Raw genomic sequence first — 26,089 nt, 5'->3', positions numbered from 1 at the left:
GTATTTCAATCTCCCCCGCCATCTCCACCACCGAAGTCGCCACCAAATCCACCATCTGAAAAACTAGAATCGTCACTTTCGCTCGACATATGATGGTGGTGATAGTAAGAATTATGACTCTGATTACTTCGTCCAGATCCGTTCCTGCCACCAAATATAGCAAGAACCACAAACATCAATACAACAAAAATGATAAAACCCATTTTCATCACTCTCCTTACTATTAAATTACGAACAAACTCCTAAAAAGTTTCATTTCCCACCGCACACCACCTCGACAATATTCAACAAAAACCGGGTGGTGACAGGCACCTTTTAATACTGCAGTTTTGGGGCGTGTTGTTTTCTTAGTTCGTATAGTTGCTGGAGTTTGTTGATTTTGTTACCTTGGTCTTGTTTTGCTATCGCTATTGTTAGGGTATCAATGATGGCGGTTGGTACTACTAGTGAGTGGAATTCCGATAATGCCCCACGGTAGCTATATAAGACAATCTCCGCTTCTTCTACTAATTCAGAAACCATCATATCGGTAAATAGGATCGAGCAACAGCCAATCCTTTTCGTCATATCTAGCAGCAACTTGACCTCTGGCGGAGCATTAGCAAACCCAAATACAATCACAACATCATCCTGCTCTATATGTGGGATGTGCTCGAAGATTTCCCATCCACCCTTTTCTATTAATTGAACGTTTAATCCAAAACGATTCAATCGAAAACGTAGCAATTCTGCTAACGCATAGGATGCTCCAGAACCATAAAGAAAGATTCGCTTAGCAGTTGAAATGCGTTTTACTGCCTTTTTGAAATCCTCACGTGAAATAGTTGCTAATGTTTCTGCTAAATGGTCGATTTCCAACTGAATTATTTCATCTAATACATCATTCGAAGATACCTTGCCCATTTTATCCTTCATTTTTACAGCTGGCGTTGTTTCTGTTTCTTGTTTTAATTGCTGCTTAAATTGCTTGAAGTTGTCATAGCCGACTGCCCCCCAAAATCTAGAAACAGTCGCAACACTAACACCACATTGACTAGAAATATCCTTTTCCGTCAAAAAAGCAATGCTAGTTATGTTTTTATAAATAAAATCAGCCACTTTCTTATGTCCTGCAGATAATTTTTCTACTTCAAAAGAAATTACAGTCATCGTCTATCGCACCCCCTCTTCTTTTTTAGCACATCAAACATGAAAAAACAACGCTAAAATGAAAGATAAATTTCATATAATTGAAAATGATATTTATTTTACAAACCCGTTACGTTTTCCTAATATTCACTTAACAATCAAGCTTTATAATCCAAAGTGAGAATAATAAATAGGAGGAATAAACATGCAATCAAACATTGGTCCAACAAACCAACAGGGTCAGTCACAAAAATTGATGGTTTTCGTATTATCTATGGCGCTTTTTGGTTTAGGAGATCTCGTAACAGAATTAGTTCCAGATATCGGAATTGGTTCTATCGAATTTGGCGTACCATACTTCGGCTTCATCGGTCTTATTTTAGTTATGTTGTTTAACCCTTTATACGCAGCCCTTGGCGCAGCAGTTGGGGAAGTTGTATTTGGAGACCTCCTTATGGGAGACTTTGGTGGGCTAGGAGAAATTGAGGGTGTACTTACTTTATTTATTGGATTATATATCGCGGGCCTACTAGTTAAGAATTTAAACAGTAAATTCTCCATTGCCATTGCCGGGATGGTAGGGATAGCTGTCGAACAAGTATTAGGTGGACTTGCTGATTGTATTAAAGTATGGGTAGGTGTAGAAGACCTAGAGGCTATTCAAGGATTACCAGAAAGCATTGTCATTTTAGAGCTAGTGGAATGCTCTATGGAATGGGTCATCGCAGGAGTAATCGTTGGAATTATCCCATCCATCATCCTCATACCAAAGCTTCATGGAAAAATTGAACCTCTATTAGGTGTCAAACCACGCCAAGGCGCATACTCTCAAGTGGCTGCTGGATATTTACTCGTTGTTTCTATAGCCGTCTTTGTTGGTGCAACATTATTCGGCGTTATCGGTGAAGCCATCGAAATTGGTGCATGGGAGCCAGATTTTATTGACCAATTTGGTGGTTGGTTTGTTTGGGTAGGCATGGCAATAGCTGCCGTAGTACTTATCATCACGTTACTGCTACGACCAAAATCGAAACAAGACTTCGAACATCCAAAGGCAGGGTAAACGACATGACAGAGCCAATTATTCAAGTTTCGAATTTATCATTTCGTTATCCAGGTGCTAATGAAGATGTATTGACCGATGTAAATGTAACGATTAATAAAGGAGACTTCACAGCTATCATTGGAAGTAACGGTAGTGGTAAGTCCACCTTTTGTAAGTCACTAAACGGATTGATTCCACACTATTATGTTGGGGATTACGATGGAACAGTCGGGATAAATGGTAAAAATACGATCCAACATTCTGTAGCAGAAATAGCAGCTAACGTTGGATATGTCTATCAGGATTTTGAAAATCAGTTAGTTCGGCCACGTGTATATGATGAATTAGTCTTTTCCAGAATGAACTTTGGTTTTATTGATTACCATGAAAAGGCTAGTGAAGTGATTGATTTACTAAATCTCCACGCTATTAAAAATCAATATATTTGGCAGTTAAGCGGTGGCCAAAAACATATGGTGGCTTTGGCAAGTGTGCTGACGATGAATCCCGAGATAATCATTGTTGATGAGCCATCTGCACAATTAGATCCTAACAACGCCGTCGACATTTATAAAGTATTAAAAATGTTAAATGAACAGTACGGTAAAACAATTATCGTGATCGAGCATCACACAGAGTTCATCGCTAATTATTGTAATCAGGTCTTGTTAATGAACAAAGGTGAATTAGCATGGAAGTATCCCGTTCATAAAGCATTAAACCAAGTAACAGATTTACTAGAACGTAATATTTTTCCACCACAAGTTACGCAAGCTGCTTATCAAATTTCGCCAGAGCGATATCCTTACCCAATAACGGTAGACGAGGCAGCAAAATATTTTTCAACTGTTCCACAATATGCTACAGCAACTGCTCCCACAGAGGATCGTGTAAATCACTCTAATCGAACGGCCTTAATCGACTTACAACAAGTTAGTCATACATACAAAACGGTAGACAAATCTACGAAAACTGTTCTGGAAAATATAAATCTTTCTTTCTACGAGGATGATCGTGTTGCATTAGTTGGGGGGAATGGTGCAGGGAAATCAACGTTACAAAAAATGCTTACAGGAATTCAAAGACCAGGTCAAGGTTCTGTCCTTGTACTTGGCCGGGATACGAAGAATGTATCGCCAGAGGAGCTATCTGAATTTGTTACGTACATTTATCAAGAGCCTGAAAAAATGTTTATTGCGGACAATATCCGTGAAGATATCTCCTATTTCCTAAAATCTCGAGATGTACCCAATCATGAAGCCTTCGTTAACGATATAATCAAGCAATTCCATCTGGAAGGATTACAGGATCGGGACGGACGATTATTAAGCGGTGGACAGCAGCGGAGGGCGTCACTAGCAATTGGGATGGCGATGCGCCCAGAGGTTATTTTATTAGATGAACCTACCGCTAGTTTGGATGTGTCTAGTAGAAAAGAAATGATTGCCATGCTTGAAAAATTAAAAAAGCATGTAAGAGTTGTGATTATCGCAACCCATGATATGGAGCTTGCAGCAGAGTGGGCAAACCGGATCGTGGTCATGAAAGCAGGTCAAATTTTGGCTGATACGAATGGAAGAGAATTGTTTAACAACCCTTTTCTAATGAAACAAACCGGTTTAAAACCTCCTCAAATTACCGAATTAAGCATCAAACTAAGCATGCAGCCATCCGCTTTACACGTAACGGATTTCTGTCAACGATTGGAGCATGATCAGTATGAATTATATTGAGAAATTACTTACCAACGTGTCGATCGATAGTTTAAAACTAACCTTACTCAGAACCGCATATGTGAAGAAGGGGAGCTTTCTTGCACAATTTGATCCTAGAATTGTTATCTTATGGTACTCCATTTTTGCGATCTTACCGTGGTTTGTGCATAACACAACGGTATTATTACTTTTCTTCTTTACTATGGTAATCATTGCTTCTTTGTCTAGAATTAGTGGATTTATTTTAGTAATGCTTTCCTTCACAACATTTTGTAATCTCATTTCAATTATCGTGTTAACTTTTTTCCTTGGAGGGGACATTGAGGCGTTTCTAGCTATCCTGACACTAACCCTTAAGCTCGTCACTGTTGCCTTAGCTAGTGTAGCAGTATTCGCAAGCTTAGATCCAGAAAAATTTAGCGACGCTTTATTGAGCTTTGGGCTGCCTGGCCAGGTGAGTTTCGGTGTTTCGTATGGATATAGAATGATTCCGATATTAATTGAGGAATATCACCAGATCATTAATTCCTACCGCTTACGTGGAAGGATTCCAAAGAAGAAGGGTTTTCTTCGTTGGAGGCAGCTTTTCTATATGGGAAAAATTGCGGTATTAGCCTTTTATCCTATGATTTTAAATACTGCTAAACGGACACGAACAACAGTTGAGGCATTAGAAGTAAAAGGGTTTACCTATGCACTTAACCATCCAGAAGCCAAAAAATTAAAACTATCTTATTTAAAAGTAAGAACTAAGGATATTGTGTTATTGGCATCAACTTGTTTATTTCTCAGCATCAGCTTTTATATCGGCAGTATCTATCCATTATAGTTCGACTAAAGAGAGGAAGAAGATTATGTTTATTGACTTTCATACCCATACAAAACTATCCAAAAAGGTAGATTTCAGCTTAGCGTACTTTAAGAAAATGATACGAAGTGCACGTAGAAATGGCCTAACAGCCTTGGCGTTAACGGAACATTTTAACACGACAAAGTTTGAAGATATTTTTGATACATTAGATCAGCACTTTCACTATAATGGTCACTATTATGATGTAGATGGCTTTAAGGTTTTTACAGGGATGGAAATCGACATTAGGGAAACAGGTCATAATTTAATCATCGGACATCGTGATGATATTCGGACGATTCGTGCAAGGTTTGCTAACAATACAAAAAAGAGCACCTTTCCAACTTTTGATCAGTTATTTAATGTAGTCGAGGGATTCGATGTGATAAAAATCGGTGCACATCCTACAAGAGAATCGACCCCTCTGCTTCACCTTGGTAATGAAAAGCTGCAACGATATGATGCGTTCGATTTAAACGGGAAAGATGTTGCCAAACAACCAGGCACAGAGGAAAAACTAAAGGAGCTAGGAGTATCACTCAATAAGCCGGTAGTAGCTGGTAGTGATTCCCACCTCCCCGTTCAGTTCGGTTGTGTGAAAAATAAATTTTATACAGACTGTGAAACAATTGAACAATTGCGAGAAGCGATGGTTAATCGACAATATGATCTAGTTGTTTCAGATCATGCCGCATTAAAAGTTAACACCGCTCGCTTCGTTAAACGGACAATCAAAATGGTTAGACACGTCTAATCAAAAATAATACTAAATACCCACAAACAAAGCAGAGCCTAGACTAGGCTCTGCTTTCCCTAACTCTTTTTCCCATTCGACAAAATCCGGGTGGTGACAGGCACCACCGAAAGCTATATGATAGAATTAGAGATTATGCGAGGATGGTTGATGTTGAATATTGGTAAGCGCTTATATATCCAAAGAACTATAAATGGTGTAGAACTTGAATCTTTAGCAAAGGATTTAATCTCTCCCCTAAGACTTCGAAGGATTGAAAATGGTTATATTGTACCATCTACTACCCTTTTAGAATCTATTGCTGCTAGACTAGATCTACCTAGTGTTTTCTTCACTAACTATGAAGAAATGGATATGCAGCTACTTTATTTATTGAATCAATTATTTGAGGATATAATACTAGGCTCTAATAAGGCAAAGTCCCTTATCGAATTAATTGATGACAACTATTATGAATATCTTTTATCCCCGAAATTAGAGTGCTATTTTCTTCTACTAAAGGTTTCTTATTTAATAAAGAGTGGTGACCTAACCACTAGCGATCAAATTGTCTCTAATTTTCTAGACCCCTATTTTAAAGACATCAATATAGATGGACTTCCTTTATATTTAAGAAAAGCCTACCATTATACAAACGGTCTTTATAATTACTACCAGCAAGACTATGATCAATGTTTAGTGAATTATTCTATACTAAAAAATATGGTAGAAAACCTTTTAGAAAAAGCTGTCATTACCTACAACATCGGGCTAATCTACCAACAGTTAGGAAAGCACCAACAAACAATTAGTATAATAACCGAAGTAATCGCTTACTATGACAAACTAGATCTTCCTTATGAAAGTGCCTTAGCTTATAATCTATTAGGCGCAGCATATAGGGGAACAAAAAGCTATAAAGAAGCACATTCTGCCTTTAAATCGGCCCAGTCCTACGCAGAAGAGTTTCGTTACTTTGATATATTAGGGTTTATCTTTCATAACACAGGAATGATTTTCAAGGATAGTGGTAATATAAAAAAGGCTATCGAGCTTTTCACAAAATCAATCGAGATGAAAGAAAAAGATAATCATAGAAACCTTTCCATTACTTATAGGGAATTAATCGAGTGTCACTTACTTGTTAAAAATATAGATAAAGCGCATCATCTACATTCAATCGCCGAATCTCTTAAAATAAATGAAGACCAACATTATCGATTACTTCAAGCTTTTAATGAGTATTACCGTCTAAATCAAAATCTAGATGAATACTTAAGCAATTTAAAACAATTAATTAAATATTTTCTTCAGGTGGATGATAAGTACGAGTTAAGAAAGTGCTATACCCAAATCGGAAAATACTATTATCGTGATCGGAAATACAAGCTTGCTTCTGAATACTTTTTAAAAAACATTGAGTTAAGTGAGGGGTAAAAATGAAAAGTGTTTTTAAGGTATTTTTTATTACTATCTTAGCTATTTATACAGCAGAAACCTATGCAGATGTAGTCCATGCTACAAGGGATGATATTGGGGGACCAAGAGTTGTAAGTCCTGATAATGTTGAGCTTGAAGAGCTTAGTGAAACACAACCTGATGTTACTACTGAAACAAAATAACGTAATAGATAACAGTTCTTTTTAGGACTGTTATTTTTTATTTATATATTATCTTGATATTTAAATAGAAATTCTCTATAGCTAGCTGCTTTGTCATGTACGGTACCACTATAATTTTTGAAAATTATTTCAGTATTTAAGAAAGAAACAGCATTTGTATTCTTAACTTGGCTTGGATAAAAGAAACGATAACTACTCCAATAGTAGTCTTCAGGTCGATCTACAACACCTGCTACCACAGGGTTTAAATGAATATAGCGACTCACTTCTAACATTCCTAACTCATCTGAAATGATCTTGTCAAAAAAGCGTTTTTCAAATACATGACCAGTTAATTCATATTTGGAATTGTAATAATTCGCATAGCGCTTATTGATGATAGCCATGATTTTGGAAATTGGATGTTCCTTCGCCTTCATCTGCAAATGGAAATGATTATTCATTAGACAATACGAGGCTATATCAAAGGGGAACTTCTTATTTGTTTGCTCCAATATATAAAGGAAAACAGCATAATCATCCTCGTCATGATACAAAGGTTCACGACGATTTCCACGACATACGACATGATAGTAAAAATTGGGTATCCATAACCTGATATTTCTTGCCATCTCTTCAACTCCTTTTCACTAAACGTTTCTAACACAATAATATGAAAAAAATTTCTATCTTAATTTAAATTTATTAGATTTGTAAGATAATAACAACTGACTATTATTGTAAAGTAAGGAGGTTCATTAGGTAGATATTCTATTTTTCTTTTTAAAAAATCATATTCTATGTGTCTACAAATCCCAGAAACCCAAAAAAAAGACTGTTACAAATATGCAACAGCCTTTTTCCATCTCTTTCGACAAACTTCGGGTGGTGACAGGCACCTTGAGTTAAACCTTCGACAAACTTCGGGTGGTGACAGGCACCTTTACTCTTTTTTCTACGGCATTGGGTTCTTGGAGGAAGAAGGTGCAGATGAAGCAGATGACTGCTGCTGTGCTTATGGTGATGAAGAATATTTTTGGGCTGACGAAGCTGAATACTGTTAAGAATGTGGTACCACCTATGTTACCAAACGCCCCTACCATTCCTGATATTTGACCAGTTGATTTTTTATTAACAAACGGCACCATTGCATATACTGCCCCCTCGCCCGCTTGAACGAAGAATGAACAACACATAGTCAATACAATCGCAGTCCACAACGGCCAACTAGATCCGATCATCGACATACCGATGTATCCAATTGCCAATCCAGCCATTAATATAACCAATGTTTTCTTTCTACCAAATTTATCACTTAGCCAGCCCCCACCAGGACGTGATGCAAGATTCATGAATGCAAAACTACTTGCAATTAAACCCGCTTGAGCGATACTTAGTGTGAATGTTTCTTCAAAAAATTGTGGCAAAACAGAAACTACTGCTAACTCTGAACCAAAGGTACAAAAGTATGAGAAATCTAAAATAGCTACTTGCTTAAAGGAATATTTTTCTTCTTCAGGAACCCCTTCTTTCAACCTTTCATGATTCACGTCCCATATTTTATAAACATTAAATAACAGCATTAGGAATAAAAACACGTACACCATGACTGCAACACTTGTGCTTATAAAATGTAATTGATAATTTAATCTAAATGTTAAAAAGCCTAGTATCCCGTAAACAGGTAACGTCATCAAAATCAACCCTACCAAATCACGGAAACTTGATACTTCTAAAGCTCCAGCTTTTTTCTGCTGCTTAAACTCAACACCGTCCGGCCTATCCTGAACGAGGCGCATAAAGATCAAACCATAGATTAGGACAATAAGCCCTGTCAATCCAATCGCATAACGCCATCCGTTATCCCCACCGAAAAATAAAGCTAATGTAGGAAGCGTCATAGCTGCTGCTGCAGAACCAAAGTTACCCCATCCGCCGTAAATCCCTTCAGCTAAGCCTACTTTCTTAGTTGGGAACCACTCGGATACTAGTCGAATCCCGACAACAAAACCGGCTCCAATTATGGCCAAGAACATCCTCGAAATCATTAACTGCATAAAAGAATCAGAGAGTGCAAAAGTAAAACACGGAATACTCAAGATAATAAGTAATCCCGAAAAAACCCTCCTTGGCCCATATCTATCTACCAAGATGCCAATTAACACCCTTGCTGGAATCGTCAGGGCTACGTTTGCTACCGCAAGAATAGCCACTTGGTCCGAAGTTAATCCAAAAACACTCTTCAAAGTTGTCATAAACGGTGCCATATTAAACCAAACAACAAAAGTTAAGAAGAAAGCCAAGGTAGTAAATCCTAACATTTTGACATTGCCTTTATACATATTATTTTCCATAGTAACCTCCATTGATATTTTATCTGAATATTTAGATAATTTATTTTATCAATACCTCACCGCAAGAGGTAGGTATTGTAGTAGTCAATTTTTTCACCCAATAATAGGTCAACTAACAGGGCTTACCGTTACAGCACTTACTTTAAATCCTGGCATTTTACAATAAGGGTCTAATTCGTTGGCAACAAGTCGATTAACATTTTGGGTTTCGGTCCAATGGAATGGAACAAACACTGTATCTTTTCTAATCGTTTTAGACCACTTACTTCGAACAACAATCCAACCATACTTTGATTCAACCTTAGTAAGTACACCCTCTATTAACCCGTAATTTTTTGCTGTATCTGGATGAATCTCCATAAATGCTTCTACATTTCTTGCAGATAATGATGGACTCTTTCTCGTTTGTTCTCCGGTGAGGTAATGTGACATAACCCGTCCTGTCGTCAGCAACAAAGGAAATTGTTCAGTTGCAACTGGTTTCGCCACCTCCGCTTGATGAGAAAAGGCAACCATCCTCGCTTTACCATCTTTATGTGCAAAGGAATCCTCGAACAACCTAACTGTTCCCCCAGCATCAGGATCGGGACATGGCCATAGCACCCCTTTTTCCTTACAAAGTCTGTCATAGGTTATGCCATAATAGTCGGCAATACCACCACGGCTTGCCATTCGTAGCTCTTCAAAGATTTCTTCCGCATTTTGATAGGTGAAATATTTATGCTTCCCGAGCGCTTTGGCGATATCACAAATGATCTGCCAATCATGCCTAGCTTCTCCAACTATCGGATAGCTCGCCTCTCTCAGCATGACCCGCCCCTCCACATTAGTCATCGTGCCTTCATCTTCTAAGTAAGACGTAGCCGGTAAAATTATATTTGCTAGTTTTGCTGTCTCTGAAATAAACATATCTGCAACAACTAAGAAGTCTAGCTTTTCCAGTGCCTTCCTAACAAAGTTTGAATTTGGATTGGAAATAATCGGATTAGAGCACATTACGAACATCGCGTGAATGTCCCCCGCCTCAATCCTTTCAAACATTTCATAGGCAGACACTCCTTTTCGGGGAAGATCCTTCTCCTTAATCCCCCATACATCCGCTATATACGATCGATGTTCAGCATTCTCAATCGAACGATAACCTGGAAGCTGATCTGCTTTTTGACCATGCTCTCTAGCACCTTGCCCATTTCCTTGCCCCGTAACAGCTCCGTATCCTGAATTCGGCTTTCCGATTTTTCCTGTCGCCAATAAAATGTTCAAAAAGCTTCGAACTGCTGCTGTTCCATCTGTTTGCTGCTCAATACCTCTCGCCGTAAAAATCATTCCTGATTCTTCTTTTCCAAAAACCATTGCGGTCTGGTAAATTTGTTCGGCAGACACTCCTGTTATCTCAGCTATTTCAGACAGATTAATAGAAGTAACATATGCTTTTGCCTGTTCAAAACCTTCCGTTCGCTCCGCCAAAAATTCATCATCTATCAGACCATTTTCGATGATAACTTTCAATATACCGTTAGCTAACGCAACATCTGTTCCTGGTTTATTTTTCAGATGAAGGTCAGCTATTTTAGTAGTTGCTGTTTCTCGTGGATCAATTGCAATAATATACGCTCCATTTTCCTTTGCTTTTTCAAAATATGGCATGATCGTCGGTTGGCATTCCGCTATATTTGTACCAGCCAAAATGATACAACGTGTATTTGGTACTTCCTTTAACGTATTGGTAAATCCACGATCCATTCCGAATGTTTGATTAGCTCCCGTCGCAGCCGCTCCCATACATAACCGGCCGTTGTAATCGATATATTTCGTTTGTAATCCCACTCGGGCAAATTTCCCCAAAAGGTAGGCTTCTTCATTCGTAATAGAGGCACTGCCGTACACAGACAAAGCGTTGTACCCATGTTGCTTTTGTATCGAGGAAAACTTATCACCAATGACTTGTAACGCTTCATTCCATGTAATCGGAGTAAACTGGCCATCTACTTTCATTAAAGGTTGTTTAATCCGATCTCGGTGCAAGGCATGTTGATGAGCATTCAACCCTTTAATGCAAAGTCTGCCTTCTGATGTAGGATTATCTTTGCCGACTGTTTTGTGCACTTTTCTAGAAACAACAGTCTGCTCTATTAGTTGCATCTTACATTGCATGCTGCAGTATGGACATTGGCTATCATAGATTTTTTCCTTTTCAACAGATTGCTGCTTATTTCGGAAGTATTTTAACATTAGATCAGTCAACGTTTGTTTCTCCTCTCACTAGTTTTTCACAACTAAGTTTTTTCTCCGTAATAAATCTGCCTTTAAATTAGTAATTAGGTAGTTTAATAGTTCCTCGTTAAAAAGTACCTCACGAATATGAACTAACGATACTCGCTCTATCCATTGCCATGTCCGCTCCAAATAATTGGCTGACTCACGATAATATTGAATAAAACCAAGAACAATCTCAACGGCGCCTTCTTTCGTTTCTGCTACCGTTAGTAGTTTTCCATTTCTTGCATGACGACCACTACTCCCACCAACATAAATTTCATAGCCCCGACTTATTTTGATAACACCGATATCTTTTGTTGTGGAACCAGCTCCATTATGCATACACGCTGACACCCCAATACGAATTCTATATGGCGCTTTTAAAAATTCAGTTCGTTTTTCAATTTGTTCGGATATTTCACAAGCTGGCTGTTTATCACACTCACACAGCTGATAACTGTTACTTGTCTTAACAGTGTGTACCATATTGGCAGAGGCGGAATAAAGCCGCATCTCAAGATCAGACCAAACATTGGGAAGATCCTTCTTTGAAATATTATTAAGATGGATCCGTTGATCACTTGTTATCGCTAATTTCCCTAGTCGATACTCCTTGGCAACGTCTACCATTTTTTGTAGCTGGTCTGCTTCCACCATACCTCCATAAAGTTGTGGAACAATCGAATATGTGCCATCGCTACGAATCATCGCATTCCTGTTCTCACTTAAATAAACGGTATCCTGACTTTTGCCATACTCCGGGTAAATCATCCCTAGGTAATATTCTAGAGCCGGGATACAAGCATTACAGCCCTGCTCGTTTGCCCAACCTAATGTATTCATAATTTGCTGTACACTAGTTAGTTCATGTTCCTGAATAGCAGCAACAATTTCCTCTTCCGTAAGAGGTGAGCAATGACATAGATTTTTTTGTTTAGATTTTTCATGAAAATGATCGCTTTTAATAAATTCTAAAAGATCACTCACGACTGGTTTACATCCCCCACATGAGCTAGACGCTTTGGTACATGCTTTCACTTCGTTTACAGTCGAAAGGTTGTGCTCAAGTACATTTTCAATAATCTCACCTTTTGAAACATTATTACACGTACAAACGAAGTCATCTCTTGGTAAGGATGCAGCATAGGAAGCAGCAATATCCTTCGGTTTAAATAAATCTGCTTTCTCGTTATCTGGGATGAATTTCTTTTTCATAATAAGGTCAAGAAGCCCTGGTCCCTCTTTTGTATTTCCAAACAAAACAGCACCAATGGCTTTGTTATCTCGGAAGAATATTTTTTTGTAGGTAGAGGAGATTTCATCATGGATTTGGATAGCTTTTGTACGTTCATCTTTGGTAAAGTCACCTACTGAAAACACATTAACTCCTGATATTTTAAGTTGGGTCGAGAGAACTGATCCTTTGTATCCTTCTATTTGCTTTCCACATAAAAATTTCGCTAAAATTTCTGCTTGTTCATATAACGGTTTAACCAGACCATAAGCCATGTTGTTATGTTCTGCACATTCACCAACAGCAAATATACTTTTTGTTTTCGTTGCTAAATAATCATTGACCAGTATTCCTCTATTTGTTTTAAGTCCAGATTTTTTGGCAAGTTTTATATTCGGACTAACCCCAACAGCCATGACAATCAGATCAGTCTCCACTACTGTACCATCTGAAAATTGAATCGCTTCGACTCGGTCACCACCTAGGATCTTCTCTGAACTTTTTTCTAACCAAAAGTTCATTCCCTGCTGCTCCAGCTTTTGCTGTAGCATTTTTGCAGCTGTTGTATCTAGTTGTTTGTTCATCAGACAATCCGCCAAATGAACAACATCTACTTTCATACCTAAATTCAAGAGCCCCCTTGCTGCTTCAAGTCCTAAAAGCCCACCACCAATCACAACTGCTTTTTTATAGGTTTTGGATGCCTCTATCATTGCCTCGCAGTCTTGAATCGTTCGAAACGTTATAACACCTTGCTTCTCAGCACCAGGCAATGGCAGCATAATTGGATTGGAGCCAGTAGCTAAAATCAATTTATCGTAGCTTACTATTCTGTTTTTATCTGTTTTTAGTTGTTGATTATCTTTATCTATTTCTGTAACTGTTTCTCCTGTATAAAGCGTAATATCGTTTTCTTCGTACCAGTTATGATCATTTATCGTAATATCATCAAAGCTCGTATCCCCTTGTAACACAGACGATAGCTTGATTCTATTATAGTTGACATGTGGTTCTGAGCCGAAAACAGTGATCTCAAAAAGGGTGTGATCTTCAGCCAATATATTTTGGACACACCTCATACCTGCCATACCGTTTCCAACTAAAACTAATTTTTGCTTACGCACGATTATACCCTCCAGAGAAATCAGTAGTGTATTGTTTGTTATGGAAAAAGAGTATCATAAATACATCATTAGCGTCACAGGTGTTGTAAGGTAAGTTAACATACAATTTTCAGACTTTTTAAACTTTTCAATCCGTCTAATGTGCAGTCTATAGCAAATGAAAGAGATTACATAAAGTTATAAAAAAATAAAAAAAAGCACAGCAAATGTAATCACATTTACTGCGCCTTCCCCGAAAACTCTCGACACCATTCGATTAAATTCGGGTGGTGACAGGCACCTTTAAAGCGGCTGCTTTAAAGGTACCTCTATTAGGAATGTAGTTCCTTGATCGGATGTATCATATAGCCCAATCTTACCGTTATGGTCCTCGATTATCCGTCGGACGATCGACAGACCTAATCCAGTTCCCGAATCTTTACTAGTGCGAAACGGTTTGAATAAAGTGTCCTGAATTGTTGAAGTTATTCCAGGTCCTGTATCTCTAACTAATAAACGATACACTCCATTTTTTAAATAGGATGAAATAAATATGGTCCCTTTGCCGTCCATAGCCTCACTACTATTCCTAATAAGGTTATAGAGCACCTGTCTGATTTGCTTAGGATCCACATACACTTTTGTAGGTGCTAAATCAACCTTAAACTCAATTCCTTCAATGGTCGAGCTATAATGTTCCATGATTTCTTCAATAATATCCTTGAGACAAACCTCTTCAAAATTTGGGTCTCCTGGCCTTGCGAGCAACAGCATCTCTTCTACAATTGAATTTATACGTTCTAATTCTTCTAGTAGAAATGGTACACGGTATTTATTGTTTTCACTCTCTGAAAAAGAACTATTCATTATACTTAGGAATCCCTGTATCACAGTTAGTGGATTTCGAATTTCATGAGCCGCCCCTGCAGATAATTCACCAAGCGAAGCTAACTTTTCAGATTGATGAATACGTCTTTCGATTTCATCTTGTTCAGTGATGTCAATAAATTGAAAAATTCGATTTACTTCCTTACTGACATTATTGAATAATTCTTTTTGTGAGACTAATAATGTTTTTATCTCATTACCAGTATCATATTTAACTTTTACGTTTTGAATTATTTTTTGCGATAGAAGAATATCCCAGAAATTAGAGTTAATGTATGGTCTTTCTTTCGTAGCTAAAGCAACAGCATTTACCATTTCTTTATCAACATTTAAGATAGTTAAGGCCGCACTGTTAATTACTAAAAAGTTGTTATCCTCACCACAAACTAAAACACCAACTTCTAATGAATCCATAATTTGTTGTCGGTTATCTCGGTCTATTGTAATCTCTTCGTACATTTCGAAATATCTTTTAAATATAATAGATAAGATCATGATGCATATATTAAAAAGGATTATGCCCAAATAAGATTTTGCTTCAATAAAAATAGACAGAATTATAACTAATAAAAACGCAATTAAATAATTTGGTGTAGACTCTTTAAATATTTGTCTCGATATTGCACTAGCCCTAGAAAAAAAAGCAGAGTTATTACTTAATCTTCTAGCTCTAAAATACAACATCATAAGGCAAATATTGATCAAATAATAGCAGAGCATAGAGACTACATAGGCATGGGTGTCTACTAAAATTAGCGAACCTACTTCCCCTCCAGTAAGAAGGAAAGTAAAATACGCACCAAATATCATAAAAACGTAATAGGAAAAGTTTATTAGCTGTTTCCAGATTACTGTTTCTCTATAAAATAAATAAACAATAGCATTACCTACTAATAGTAATAGGGAGCTTTCAACACCAAAATAAAACATTACAGCTAAATATATTGGCGTATCCATTGAAAAAGCATTTTCATCACTTGGTGGTAGCTTGATGACATATTTTTGCGCTACGATAACGGAAATAAGCAAGAATATCATTATCAACCATGATTCTTGTAAAGATTCAGCAAGATATTGAAAATCCTGTAATAAAAAAAACATTGAAAATGCAAGAGTTACAACAGAGCTTGTAAATATAGGAATGGGTGAAAAACGTAATAGTTTATTTCTCATGTTATACCTCGTCAAGTAATTACTTTTAGTGATAATATAGTCCTACATGCAATCATACACCAAAAGTCTACATTTCTCTACAAATATATATTTATTCACTTCCCTATTCTATACAATCCCTCCACAAAATACCGGCCTAAATTCCTAACCACACAGTAAATTAGTCCTATAAAATTAAAAAGACAACACCTCCACTCTTAATTATTCCGACAAAAATCGGGTGGTGACAGGCACCGAAATTAAAACTTTGTCGAATTGTTCCGATAATTTAAAACGACACCTATTTAAACAAATATATTAAAGGGGGAGCTACCATTGTTAGATAAATTAAGGTGGAAAAACATAAAGATTGGTGGAAAGTACACGGTTATTTTCTCACTTATGGCTATAGCCTTTATTAGTTCAGTTCTATTGACTTATTTTTTACTTAGTCAGACACGCGACAAGATGGACGAAACAACAGAGACAAATATAATTTCGTTATATTCATCTGACCTAGTTACAATTTTTAATGAAAAGTTCGTTTATATTCCGGAATACATCGTTTTATCTGAGGAAGCACAGCTCGAAAATTACCTAGAAACAAGTATGAAATTTGTAGACAAAGCAAAACAGTTAAAGAGCAAAATTACAAATAAAGAACAATTGGCATTATTTAATCAGTTAGTCGAGAATAACAACGAACTTGATCAGTATTTTTTCAGTATGGCTGTACCTAAAGTTCAACAGTTAAACACAAAAGAGTTTGCAGAACTACAACAGTCCGCCAATGAATTGAAAAAAAATACTGCCGAGGTTGGTGAAGAATTAAAATTATCAGCGATTGATGCTAACCAAAAAGCACTGTCTGAAGCTAATACTAATATATCCAATACTATTGTGTTGCTCATTATATCTGGTGGAGTATCTATTATAGTTTCTTTTACCCTACTATTTTTAATTAGTAGAAGAATTAGTAAGAACCTTAATAATATAGTCGTAACAAGTAATCAAATAGCCAATGGAAATCTATCCATAGAACCATTGAAAAATAATGGTAGTGATGAGATTGGGCAACTAGCCGTTTCTGTAAACGACATGAGTAGCAGCCTTCGCACTATGATCGAGGAAATTACTACTCTATCTTCCGAAGTTGATAAACAAAGTAACGCGCTAGCGAGTGCCTCTGATGAAGTAAAAATTGGTAGTGAACAAGTGGCTATTACAATCGAGGAATTAGCGAACGGTACTAGTAGTCAAGCGAATGAAACAACAACCATTTCTGAAACAACAAGAGCATTTATGGAAAAATTGGAAGAAGCAAATGCACATAGCCATGATCTCGTTTCCTTCTCAACTACCGTCCAGAACGTTTCTTCAGAGGGCGATAAACAAATGAAGGAATCATTAGGGCAGATGCATTTGATCCACGAAGTAGTAAGAAATTCTGTTGAAAATGTGAAAAGTCTTGAACAAAAAACGAATTCAATTACTGAAATAGTACACGTCATAAAATCTATTGCAGAACAAACAAACTTACTAGCACTTAACGCCTCCATTGAAGCCGCACGAGCTGGGGAAGTAGGAAAGGGATTTGCGGTTGTCGCGGAAGAGGTAAGAAAGCTTGCAGAAGAAGTTTCCAGCTCAATCGAAAACATTACAGATATTGTTTTCAGTATCAAAGAAGAAACCAACACCATGTCCTCTACTTTGAATAATGGCTATGAAGAAGCAAATAAAGGTGCCAAAGATTTAGAAATTACAGGTAAATTCTTTACAAACATTCGTGAAAAAATAGAAGAAATGGATCAACGGATTCAAGGAATATCCACTACTTTTAAATACATGGAGGATTCTAGTAAAGAAATTAATGAAGCAGTAGAAAGCATCGCAGCAATTTCCGAGCAGTCAGCAGCAGGTGCCGAGGAAATATCTGCATCTGTTCATGAACAAAGTCAATCGATTGAAAATATTTCAAATAGTTCTAATGCACTATCTAACATGGTAAGCAACATGAGAGAACTAATGAACAAATTCAAGTTATAACAGATGGAGGAGGAAATTTAGTGAGTTTTAGAAAACATAAATTACTAGTTTTGTTAGCACTGGTTCTAATAGTGTTTGTCAGCGCATGTAGTAAAGAAGCAACACCCGATTCGAAAAACACAGATCAGGTTAAACTAACTACTGATGATAATAAAGTTTATATTGGATTTGTGCTAGATACCCTTCAACAAGAACGTTGGTATAAAGATAAAGAACTTTTTGAAGAAAAAGTAACCGAACTTGGCGGAAATGTAAAAACGTTAGCCGCAAATGGAAGCGAAAGTGTTCAATTAGCACAGGCAAAACTACTAATTGAAGAGGGCGTAGATGTATTAGTCGTCGTACCTTATAACGCTGAAGCAGCTGCTGAAATCGTTGAATTAGCTCACAAGGCCAATACAAAGGTAATTTCATATGATCGATTAATAAAAAATGCTGATGTAGATTATTACATTTCATTTGATAATGTAAAGGTTGGAGAATTACAAGCGAAAGAAATCCTTAAACAACAAGAAAGTGGTAATTTTGCCTATATTGGTGGGGCTGAAACAGATAATAATGCAGTTCTGTTCAGAGAAGGGGCTATGAAAGTCCTTCAACCACTAATAGATCAAGGCAAAATCAACCTTGTCTATGATAAATATACAGACAACTGGGACCCTGCTGTTGCTGAAGAAAACATGTTAGAAGCGTTAAAACAAACATCTGGCAAAATTGATGCTGTTATATCTGCAAATGATGGTAACGCTGGTGGTGTTGTGAACGCACTTGCTACGAAAGGGTTAGATGGTAAAGTTCCTGTCACTGGCCAAGATGCTGAATTAGACGCAGTAAAAAGAATCGTAGCCGGAAAACAGACGATGACAGTTTATAAATCAATTAACTTATTAGCACTAAATGCAGCAGAAATGGCGATGAAGGTTGCTCAAGATAAAAAGATTGAGACTAACAATGCAGTAAATAACGGAAAAATTGATGTGCCATCTTATTTATTAGAACCCGTTACTGTTACAAAAGAAAATATTGATTCAACGATTATAAAAGATAATTATCTTACTAAAGAAGAAGTTTACGGAAAATAATAGAATTTTAATACAGTCCTCTTGTCAGTTCCGTTCCAATATCGGAAATTGCCAAGAGGACTTTTCATTTTGCTTTATTCGACAAAATCCGGGTGGTGACAGGCACTCACCAAGAACCAGTCATTTCTCAAATTTTCTTTATTGTAACGGAATCTTGTGTTATCGCTATATCGGGTTACCTTTCCTCCAGCCCCTTCAATAATAGCTTGGCCAGCGCCAGTATCCCACTCCATAGTTGGAGCATAGCGAGGATAGTAATCAGCTTTTCCTTCTGCAACAAGACAGAATTTTAACGAACTTCCAGCTGAAACTACATTTACATGATCATGCTGCTTTTGTAAATCCTCCACAAAAGCTTTCGTCTCGTCGGACATGTGTGAACGACTAGCAACAACATTTATTGTCGAAGCATCATTGTATAAAGGTAATTTATCACTGTTCTCTAATATTACTTGATCATTAGTTAGTTTTAGTTCAGATGCTTTTTCTACTTTAAAGGATCCATGGCCTTCCTTAGCAAAATAAGCCGTATCCGTTACAGGAGCATAAATAATACCTAATACCGGGTAATTCTCTTTAATTAACGCGATATTTACTGTAAACTCTCCATTTCTTTTAACAAATTCCTTCGTACCGTCTAGTGGATCTACGAGCCAAAACATATCCCAATTCTTTCTTTCTTCATAAGTAATAGTAGTACCTTCCTCACTTAATACAGGGATTTCTGGATATATATTCGTCAACTCCGCCATTATCACATTATGGGAGCGCTGATCCGCTTCGGTTAGAGGAGAATCGTCACTTTTTGTTTGAACCCCGAAATCTTTTTCATATACATCTAGTATTTCTCTACCTGCTTTTAAAGAAATCTGCAATAGATCCGTGAAACTAAATTCATTCATAAACTTGATCCTCTCTATTTAAAATTCAGACTCGAAACTAATTTATTCTTAACATTATAACAAACTCGAAAACTATAATAGTAGGAAACATCCGATTCAAATCGACAAAATTCGGGTGGTGACAGGCACTCACCCAAAAATAAACTATTGACACTTAGTTCAAAAGTTGTAATAATACTATAGATAAGTTGATACGGTTACCTTTAATTCAGTCCAGAGAGGCTGGCAAGGTGTTGCGGATTTTATCTGCGTAGCTCTATTTGCTCATGAGGAGATTCATGACCATTTAGAGTGGAAGCATCTTGCCTAAAATAGGTAAGATGCTTTTTTGTTTTTATGCAAAACTAGCATAAAGGGTGACTAAACTTATTTAGCTTAAAATAAAAGGAGAGATAAAGATGGCTCAAAAAGAAATACAAGTTCATGATCGTCCGCCACTTTTAAAAAGTTTACCATTAAGTTTCCAACACCTTTTCGCAATGTTTGGATCAACAGTTTTAGTACCTGTTCTTTTCGGTGTGGATCCTGCAACGATTCTCTTAATGAACGGGATCGGAACGCTATTATACATTTTTATTACAAAAGGCAAAATCCCTGCATACCTTGGTTCAAGCTTCGCCTTTCTTTCACCAGTGTTTATGGTGTTAGAGGATTACTCCTATAATTATGTCCTTGGTGGCTTTTTAGTTGTAGGTATCGTACTAGTTCTTGTTTCTTTGATTATTAGAGCAGTTGGAACAGCATGGATTGACATTATTTTCCCACCAGCCGCAATGGGGGCAATTGTCGCGGTTATTGGATTAGAATTAGTTCCAACAGCAGCAAGAATGGCCGGTTGGATCGCACCTGCAGATGCAGCTGCTAATTGGACAATGGATGGAAAAACGGCCATGGTTGCATTTTTAACTTTAGCAATTACAATTATTTGTTGGGTTTCATTACGCGGATTCCTTAAAATCATTCCGATTTTAATTGGTATTATTGCTGGTTATATAATTGCTTATTTCTTTGGCTTAGTAGACTTTACAACAGTTAAGGAAGCTAAGTGGATATCAATGCCTACATTCTACGCAATGAAGTTTGATTGGTCTGCAGTACTAACCATCTTACCTGCAGCCTTAGTTTTAATCCCAGAACATATTGGCCACCTATTCGTAACGGGGAATATTGTTAAGAAGGACTTAACGAAAGATCCTGGCCTAGATCGTTCATTGGCAAGTAATGGTATTTCTACTATTATTTCAAGCTTTGTGGGTGCTACTCCTAACACAACTTACGGAGAAAATATTGGGGTACTTGCAATTTCAAGAGTTTACTCTACTTATGTTATTGGGCTAGCTGCTATGATCGCAATCGTCCTATCTTTCTGCGGAAAGCTAGCAGCATTAATATCTTCCATCCCATCACCAGTAATGGGCGGGATATCAATCCTCCTATTTGGTATCATCGCTGCAAGCGGTGTTCGTATGTTAGTAGAATCAAAAGTAGATTACAATAAGTCACAGAACCTAATTCTTACATCTATCGTCCTGGTAATTGGAATTAGTGGCGCCTCCATTCAAATTGGTTCAGTTGGATTAGGCGGCATGGGACTTGCAACTGTAATTGCCATTATTCTAAGCTTATTCTTTAAGCTACTAGACATCCTAAATCTTTCAAATGAAGACAAATAATAAAAAATACGAGGTTTCCCTACCAGGGAGCCTCGTATTTTTTATTATTATACCACCCCGTGAAACATTTTGTGAAACAAGAAAATTCGGGTGGTGACAGGCACCTCTAAATCTTCTTTGCTACTCCTGTTTCGTGGGCTGCTTGGATAACGGCATCTCGTATTTTGGTAACTACTTGTTCGTTGAATACACCAGGAATGATGTAATCTTCGTTAAGTTCATCTTCGCTAATGGTTGAAGCTATTGCCTCTGCTGCCGCCAACTTCATTTCTTCGTTAATTGCAGATGCGCGACAATCCAACACTCCTCGGAAAATCCCCGGAAAACATAATACATTATTCACCTGGTTAGGATAATCCGATCTACCTGTCGCCATCACCTTAACATAAGGCCTTGCATCTTCTGGAGAAATTTCCGGATTAGGATTTGCCAATGCAAATACAATTGGATCCTTGGCCATATTCTTCACATCAGTCGTTTTTAGCACACCCGCTGCAGAAACGCCAATAAAAATATCCGCTCCTTTAATAACTGACGATAATGGACCTCGTTCCTTGCTAGGATTCGTATGTTCTGCGTACCAGTTCCACATCTCATGTTCATATGATTTACCTTCCGCCGAATAAATTGCACCTTCTCTGTCTACTCCTACTACATTCTTTGCGCCAGCGTTTAACAGCATCTTTGTAATAGCTGTTCCCGCTGCGCCAATTCCACATACGACCACTTTACAGTCCGCTAAATTTTTCTTAGTTAATTTTAAAGCATTAAAAATACCTGCTAGCACAACAATGGCAGTCCCATGTTGATCATCATGAAAAACCGGAATGTCCAGCTCTTCTTTCAAACGCTGTTCAATTTCAAAGCACTGCGGAGATGCTATATCCTCCAGGTTAATACCTCCAAAAGTTGGGCTCAACGCCTTAATAGTTTGAATAATTTCTTCTGTATCTGTCGTGTTTAAACAAAGAGGATAAGCATTGATATTAGCAAAACGTTTAAACAACATTGCTTTTCCTTCCATAACGGGCATTGCAGCTTCTGGCTTAATTTTTCCTAAACCTAAAACAGCAGTTCCATCAGATATGACAGCAACTGCATTATTTTTGATGGTGAGGTTATAAGCTAGTAGTGGATTTTTATCAATCGCCTGGCTTACCCTTGCCACTTCAGGAGTGTAGACTTGGGACAGTTGTTCCCGGTTATTGATAGAAAGCTTGGATTTCACTTCAATTTTCCCACCAAGATGAACTAAGAATGTCCGATCTGAGACGTGTTTGACACTAACACCGTTCATTGAATTAATCGCATCAACAAACTGCTCTTGTTCCGCTTCGTTATTAATCCTAATCGTAATGTCCCTAATTGTAGTCTGTGGACCTTCTTTTATCACATCGATGGCAACAAGATCTCCACTCAAATTACTAATGGACGTGGCAATTTCACCAAAAGTGACCAGGTCTTTATTAATTTCAAGCCTTAAGATTACATGCATGTTAGAACGCGCCATATACATCCTCCTTATTCATCACATTGCCCTAAATTCAGAAAGCGATTACAACACCGCAATTCTAGTATAACAAATTAAATTACTATTTAAATTTAATAGATAAAAATTATACAAATATCCGTTTAAATACCTAGATGAAATTAGATTTATACCTTAATCATATTCCCAAATACATTATTTCATACATACTCAATAGACAACATAAATCAAATATTTCGACAAAAACCGGGTGGTGACAGGCACCTCTATCACAGGCATCATCATTGATAGATTCGTGTTTTTGCTTCATAATGTTTTTTAGATCATACAACATGGAGAGTGAATCTATATGGGTAAGTTTAAAAGAAATGAACCGTGTCCGTGCGGTAGTGGGAAGAAATACAAAAAATGCTGTGGTGTTTACAATGTTGTGGAGTTTAATCCCACCATTTATAATACGGAACTTTATCAATTACATGACCAACTCATCGATTTTGCAATCAAAGTACACGGTGACACTTTAACCAATCAAGCAGATAAATTTAAAGGTGCTTTTTCTGAGGAAACAGAAAAGGCTTTTAATTCGTGCCTCACACTATGGAGTATTCTTAACGTTCCGGTTCAACAAACGGATGAGACTATTTTCAATCTTTTCTTTAAAAAATACAACTCCAAATTCCGCTTTACTCGTACGAAAGAAGTCTTTTCTAATTGGGGACAACATTCACCATCCATTTTTGAAGTAATCGAAATAGAAGTTAACAATCAATTTACTGTCAAAGATTTGTTTTCAAAAGAAACTTATCAGGTTCCTAATAAAGAAAATAATGAATATGAAATTGGTGAACTTCTTACTGGTACATTAGTTCCGTTTATTGGTTACCATGATTTCTTCTTCAATACTCTCAAAATTAATGGAGAAAAAAAATTCATATTGGATACCCTTAACCAACACTACAATAAAGAAAACGGTTTGGCAGAAAGCTATCCGAATCTACTATCTGATTTATTAAAAAAACAATCGAGTAGCAATGACTGGAAAAACCCTATCCACGAGGATGTTGCTAATTTATTTTCTGAGCATTTAAAGGATAAAGGTTTCCCGAAAGAATTTATTGAGTTAGGTGTAGTACTTTGGCAAAATTATTGCCTACAAAAACAGCCTAAACTTAAAAATCCTGCAACTTTTGCAGCTGCACTAGATTATCTTATGCAGGTTTCATTTGTCGAAAACCATGAAGCAACACAAGGCGGAATCGCTAAGGAATATGGCACATCGGCAGGTACAGTTTCCAGTAATTATAGGAAGCTTTCCGAGGTACTTTCTGATAAACTTGGAAATAACATAAGCAACAAAGTAATTGATGCAAGTGAACTTGATCACTCCGTTTCTTAATAGCACCCTAAATGAAAGGAGTAACGACCGATCAGTCGTTACTCCTTTCTCCAATACTGCTTATTCGATTACAATCTATTTTTAAAATAATTCAACAATTCCTCAGGACTATTCACTATCTTATCAGCAACGATATCATCTGACAGGCTTTTTCTCTGCCTGTGATTCACCCAAATAGCCTTCCAACCTGCTTGCTTTGCGCCAATAATATCATTCTCAAAGGAATCTCCAATATACACTGTTTTTGCCTTATCTAACTGAAGCTTATCTTCAATATGGTTAAAAACCTCTCTTGATGGTTTGGCATGACCAACCGCACCTGAGATAAAAATGTGTTGTTCTGGGATCCAACGAGAAAGACCTAGCTGCTTTATTTTCATCGATTGATGGCCCGCTTTACCATTAGTCAAAACGGCTAGCTGCTTGTTTTGTTGATAAAGCGTCTCTATCAACTCTTCTACCTCACTATACAACATTATTTTATTTTGTTCAGCTAGATAAACCTCTTGAAATCTAACAGCTGATTGTTCACTGATTTTTATATCAAATTCCAAACACGCTGCGGTAATTCGATAGGTATGTAATTCATGCGATGACACTTCACCAGACTCCCACCTTTCAAACAAAGCATCACTATATTTTCTACTTATAACGTATAATCGTTCCATCTCTTCGTCAGATAAAGGCGTTTGTATTACTTTTTTGCAAGCAATCTTAAACGGTAATGTTTGATCGTACAACGTGTCGTCAACGTCAAAAATAATGGTTTCCATTCTCTACTAACAGCTCCTCTTAATCTAACCCAACTTATCCCACTCTGTCTTTTTATATTTAATAAATTTCAGTAAACCTTTTAACCATTCTTTATCATATTCGCGATACTGTTACCCTTCTGCCCATGCCCTAGTTTTTTTGTGATCAGGATGATTTTTGTCATGATAGACTTCAAGAAATTCATAATATCCAAAAATTCCACCAACATCTTCGGGAGGTGCATTTTCCGCTCCATCTAGTAGAGTAGGATATCCATAATAATATTCTTCTGTTGTATCTTCTAAAGTAATTTTAAAGCGCCAATCATCCCCAAAGTCATAGTTATATATCAGTTCTTTATCTTTTTCTAAATACTTGTCTATTTTAATCGTTTGAGGCTGTCTAACCGTTGTTTTTAGTTGTTTTGCCATTATACCAAATGGGTCATTCTCCTTATTTAGGTCAGTTATCTTAAATGCCGACTTTACATACTTGTTCTCTTCGTAAGCTTCTAGGTCATTTGTTACGACAAGATTATCATGGCGTAGATCGAATTCGAACAAATGATATGGTTCATATGGGTTTCCACTTTGAAAGTTGGTAATGGTTTGAATCACGTCATGTAACCGATTAAACGTTGCACCAGCCGGCATAATCACTCTTCTCCATATTAGCGGGATAGAATC

21 protein-coding genes are annotated in these 26,089 nt (G+C 37.1%); 10 read left to right on the top strand and 11 right to left on the bottom strand.

What is annotated here, in order from left to right; translation table 11 throughout:
- Nucleotides 1-5: 5 nt before the first annotated feature.
- Nucleotides 6-203: a hypothetical protein gene (locus tag H7K77_RS18315; protein ID WP_186580010.1), complete on the bottom strand. Its 198-nt coding sequence runs from the start codon at nt 201-203 to the stop codon at nt 6-8.
- A gap of 112 nt (nt 204-315) precedes the next feature.
- Complete coding sequence (locus H7K77_RS18310) at nt 316-1,149, bottom strand: MurR/RpiR family transcriptional regulator (RefSeq protein WP_186580008.1); 834 nt, start codon at nt 1,147-1,149, stop codon at nt 316-318.
- A gap of 184 nt (nt 1,150-1,333) precedes the next feature.
- On the opposite strand from H7K77_RS18310, the gene H7K77_RS18305 reads away from it, so the two are divergent.
- The 6 genes from H7K77_RS18305 (at nt 1,334) to H7K77_RS18280 (ending at nt 7,093) form a co-directional block, all read left to right on the top strand.
- Nucleotides 1,334-2,191, top strand: coding sequence for a cell division protein FtsQ (locus H7K77_RS18305; RefSeq protein ID WP_186580006.1), 858 nt, complete (start codon nt 1,334-1,336; stop codon nt 2,189-2,191).
- 5 nt (nt 2,192-2,196) lie between these two features.
- Nucleotides 2,197-3,906 (top strand): ABC transporter ATP-binding protein, encoded by a 1,710-nt coding sequence (locus H7K77_RS18300; RefSeq protein ID WP_186580004.1) that lies wholly within the window; start codon nt 2,197-2,199, stop codon nt 3,904-3,906.
- Nucleotides 3,893-4,717, top strand: coding sequence for an energy-coupling factor transporter transmembrane component T family protein (locus H7K77_RS18295; protein ID WP_186580002.1), 825 nt, complete (start codon nt 3,893-3,895; stop codon nt 4,715-4,717). Before H7K77_RS18300 ends, H7K77_RS18295 begins: the two co-directional genes overlap by 14 nt.
- Nucleotides 4,718-4,742: 25 nt before the next feature.
- Nucleotides 4,743-5,492, top strand: coding sequence for a PHP domain-containing protein (locus H7K77_RS18290; protein ID WP_186580000.1), 750 nt, complete (start codon nt 4,743-4,745; stop codon nt 5,490-5,492).
- Nucleotides 5,493-5,609: 117 nt separating this feature from the next.
- The gene (locus H7K77_RS18285) at nt 5,610-6,908 is read left to right on the top strand and encodes a helix-turn-helix transcriptional regulator (RefSeq protein ID WP_222599445.1); all 1,299 of its coding nucleotides are present in this window, start codon (nt 5,610-5,612) and stop codon (nt 6,906-6,908) included.
- A 2-nt stretch (nt 6,909-6,910) separates the two neighbouring features.
- Nucleotides 6,911-7,093, top strand: coding sequence for a hypothetical protein (locus H7K77_RS18280; protein ID WP_186579996.1), 183 nt, complete (start codon nt 6,911-6,913; stop codon nt 7,091-7,093).
- A 41-nt stretch (nt 7,094-7,134) separates the two neighbouring features.
- On the opposite strand, the gene H7K77_RS18275 is transcribed toward H7K77_RS18280, so the two are convergent.
- The 5 genes from H7K77_RS18275 to H7K77_RS18255 all read right to left on the bottom strand — a co-directional run bounded on the left by H7K77_RS18275 (nt 7,135) and on the right by H7K77_RS18255 (nt 16,083).
- A complete protein-coding gene (locus H7K77_RS18275; RefSeq protein WP_186579994.1) occupies nt 7,135-7,704 on the bottom strand; it encodes a transposase in 570 nt (189 codons plus the stop codon).
- Between the two features lie 273 nt (nt 7,705-7,977).
- Complete coding sequence (locus H7K77_RS18270; protein ID WP_186579992.1) at nt 7,978-9,426, bottom strand: NarK family nitrate/nitrite MFS transporter; 1,449 nt, start codon at nt 9,424-9,426, stop codon at nt 7,978-7,980.
- A 108-nt stretch (nt 9,427-9,534) separates the two neighbouring features.
- Nucleotides 9,535-11,670 carry an assimilatory nitrate reductase catalytic subunit NasC gene (gene nasC / locus H7K77_RS18265; RefSeq protein WP_186579990.1) on the bottom strand — a complete coding sequence of 712 codons (2,136 nt, stop codon included), beginning with the start codon at nt 11,668-11,670 and terminating at the stop codon, nt 9,535-9,537.
- An 18-nt stretch (nt 11,671-11,688) separates the two neighbouring features.
- On the bottom strand, nt 11,689-14,043 hold the full coding sequence (nirB, locus tag H7K77_RS18260) for a nitrite reductase large subunit NirB (RefSeq protein WP_186579988.1): 2,355 nt from the start codon (nt 14,041-14,043) through the stop codon (nt 11,689-11,691).
- 282 nt (nt 14,044-14,325) lie between these two features.
- Entirely contained in the window at nt 14,326-16,083 is a 1,758-nt protein-coding gene (locus tag H7K77_RS18255; protein ID WP_186579986.1) for a two-component system sensor histidine kinase NtrB, read from the bottom strand.
- Between the two features lie 315 nt (nt 16,084-16,398).
- Here H7K77_RS18255 and H7K77_RS18250 point away from each other — a divergent pair, with 315 nt between their 5' ends.
- Together H7K77_RS18250 and H7K77_RS18245 are read left to right on the top strand one after the other, a co-directional pair.
- Entirely contained in the window at nt 16,399-18,108 is a 1,710-nt protein-coding gene (locus H7K77_RS18250; RefSeq protein ID WP_186579984.1) for a methyl-accepting chemotaxis protein, read from the top strand.
- Between the two features lie 20 nt (nt 18,109-18,128).
- Nucleotides 18,129-19,190 carry a sugar ABC transporter substrate-binding protein gene (locus H7K77_RS18245; RefSeq protein WP_328701160.1) on the top strand — a complete coding sequence of 354 codons (1,062 nt, stop codon included), beginning with the start codon at nt 18,129-18,131 and terminating at the stop codon, nt 19,188-19,190.
- Nucleotides 19,191-19,264: 74 nt separating this feature from the next.
- Here H7K77_RS18245 and cysQ read toward each other — a convergent pair whose 3' ends face one another.
- Nucleotides 19,265-20,092 (bottom strand): 3'(2'),5'-bisphosphate nucleotidase CysQ, encoded by an 828-nt coding sequence (gene cysQ, locus H7K77_RS18240; protein WP_186579982.1) that lies wholly within the window; start codon nt 20,090-20,092, stop codon nt 19,265-19,267.
- Between the two features lie 398 nt (nt 20,093-20,490).
- Between cysQ and uraA the strand changes: the two genes are divergently transcribed.
- Complete coding sequence (uraA, locus tag H7K77_RS18235) at nt 20,491-21,765, top strand: uracil permease (protein ID WP_186579980.1); 1,275 nt, start codon at nt 20,491-20,493, stop codon at nt 21,763-21,765.
- Between the two features lie 106 nt (nt 21,766-21,871).
- Here uraA and H7K77_RS18230 read toward each other — a convergent pair whose 3' ends face one another.
- Nucleotides 21,872-23,275, bottom strand: coding sequence for an NAD-dependent malic enzyme (locus H7K77_RS18230; protein ID WP_186579978.1), 1,404 nt, complete (start codon nt 23,273-23,275; stop codon nt 21,872-21,874).
- Nucleotides 23,276-23,603: 328 nt separating this feature from the next.
- Here H7K77_RS18230 and H7K77_RS18225 point away from each other — a divergent pair, with 328 nt between their 5' ends.
- The gene (locus H7K77_RS18225; protein WP_186579976.1) at nt 23,604-24,650 is read left to right on the top strand and encodes an SEC-C domain-containing protein; all 1,047 of its coding nucleotides are present in this window, start codon (nt 23,604-23,606) and stop codon (nt 24,648-24,650) included.
- Between the two features lie 68 nt (nt 24,651-24,718).
- On the opposite strand, the gene H7K77_RS18220 is transcribed toward H7K77_RS18225, so the two are convergent.
- Together H7K77_RS18220 and H7K77_RS18215 are read right to left on the bottom strand one after the other, a co-directional pair.
- Complete coding sequence (locus tag H7K77_RS18220; RefSeq protein ID WP_186579974.1) at nt 24,719-25,423, bottom strand: HAD family hydrolase; 705 nt, start codon at nt 25,421-25,423, stop codon at nt 24,719-24,721.
- A 111-nt stretch (nt 25,424-25,534) separates the two neighbouring features.
- Entirely contained in the window at nt 25,535-26,056 is a 522-nt protein-coding gene (locus H7K77_RS18215; protein ID WP_235988995.1) for a plasmid pRiA4b ORF-3 family protein, read from the bottom strand.
- Nucleotides 26,057-26,089 lie beyond the last annotated feature (33 nt).

Source organism: Aquibacillus kalidii, assembly GCF_014280935.1.
Classification (GTDB): domain Bacteria; phylum Bacillota; class Bacilli; order Bacillales; family Amphibacillaceae; genus Aquibacillus_D; species Aquibacillus_D kalidii.
The sequence above is the reverse complement of the archived record's forward strand: the minus strand, read 5'-3'. Positions and strand labels throughout refer to the sequence as shown.